The organism is Streptomyces millisiae, assembly GCF_031845425.1.
In the GTDB taxonomy this organism is placed as follows: Bacteria; Actinomycetota; Actinomycetes; order Streptomycetales; family Streptomycetaceae; genus Streptomyces; species Streptomyces millisiae.
The window spans coordinates 1-473 of the sequence record NZ_JAVREM010000246.1 but is presented as its reverse complement, the minus strand read 5'-3'; the positions used below and the strand labels follow the sequence as shown (position 1 = coordinate 473).

At 67.0% G+C, this 473-nt stretch carries 1 pseudogene; it reads right to left on the bottom strand.

The features are described 5' to 3' along the window. Positions 1-473, bottom strand: a pseudogene (locus RNC47_RS36485) (chromosome segregation protein SMC); the annotation flags it as partial.

The following is a 473-nucleotide window of genomic DNA, read 5'->3' as shown; positions in this document are numbered from 1 at the left end:
CCGTCGACGTCTCCAGCCGGACGGTCGCCTCATCATGCTCGCGGCGCAGCGTGGTCTCGGCCTGGTTGGTGTTGTGGAACTCGACCTGCCTTCTCACCAGATCATCGGCGGCCAGGCGCAGGCGGGCGTCACGCAGATCGGCCTGGATCGTCGCCGCGCGCCGCGCCATCTCGGCCTGGCGGCCCAGCGGTTTGAGCTGGCGGCGCAACTCCGTTGTCAGATCGGTCAGACGGGCCAGGTTCGCCGCCATCGAGTCGAGCTTGCGGACCGCCTTTTCCTTGCGTTTGCGGTGCTTGAGAACCCCGGCGGCCTCCTCGATGAAGGCGCGGCGATCCTCGGGACGCGACTCCAGGATCTCGGCGAGCTTGCCCTGGCCGACGATGACGTGCATCTCGCGGCCGATGCCCGTATCACTCAGCAGTTCTTGAACGTCCATCAGCCGGCAGCTGCTGCCGGCTGATGGACGTTCAAGA